This window comes from Lacticaseibacillus camelliae DSM 22697 = JCM 13995, from assembly GCF_001436615.1.
Lineage (GTDB): Bacteria > Bacillota > Bacilli > Lactobacillales > Lactobacillaceae > Lacticaseibacillus > Lacticaseibacillus camelliae.
The window spans coordinates 1-488 of sequence record NZ_AYZJ01000025.1; the positions used below are offsets into that span (position 1 = coordinate 1).

General features: G+C 51.4%; 1 protein-coding gene. It reads left to right on the top strand.

The features are described from left to right. Positions 1–101: 101 nt before the first annotated feature. Positions 102–488 (top strand): helix-turn-helix domain-containing protein (locus FC75_RS12430; RefSeq protein WP_156403580.1); only part of this gene is annotated, 387 nt, incomplete at its 3' end.

Below are 488 nucleotides of genomic sequence, written 5' to 3' on the forward strand. Positions count from 1 at the left end.
CCCCAGTTTACAATTCAAGTGCAACACCTTAGCGACTAGACCAAAAAGGCCATGAAGACCTATTCTTGTTAGTGCAACCAGACAAGAAAGCAGGAATCTTCATGACCCACTCTCAGATTAACACTCACAAGCACTACCAACAACTCAGTCTTAGCGACCGTGCTACAATTCAGGCCCTTCGGGCTACTGGTGACACCGCGACCGTGATTGCACAGAAGCTTCATCGCAGTAAAGCGACAATCTCACGGGAAATCACGCGTGGATCTGTAACTCAGCTCGACTCGAAGCGTCACTCGCATCAAGTCTATCTTGCGGAAACTGCCCAAGCCATACACGACCGCAAACGCGACAGAACCGGACACCACGCCTTTCTCAAAACCGGCCGTGCGTTCTTCAAAGCTCTCACCAAGGAGCTTACCCGCAAGCCTCGCGTGCACAGCGTTGATAGTTTCGTACACTTCTATCGCGACCAGGGTAAGTCTTGCCCT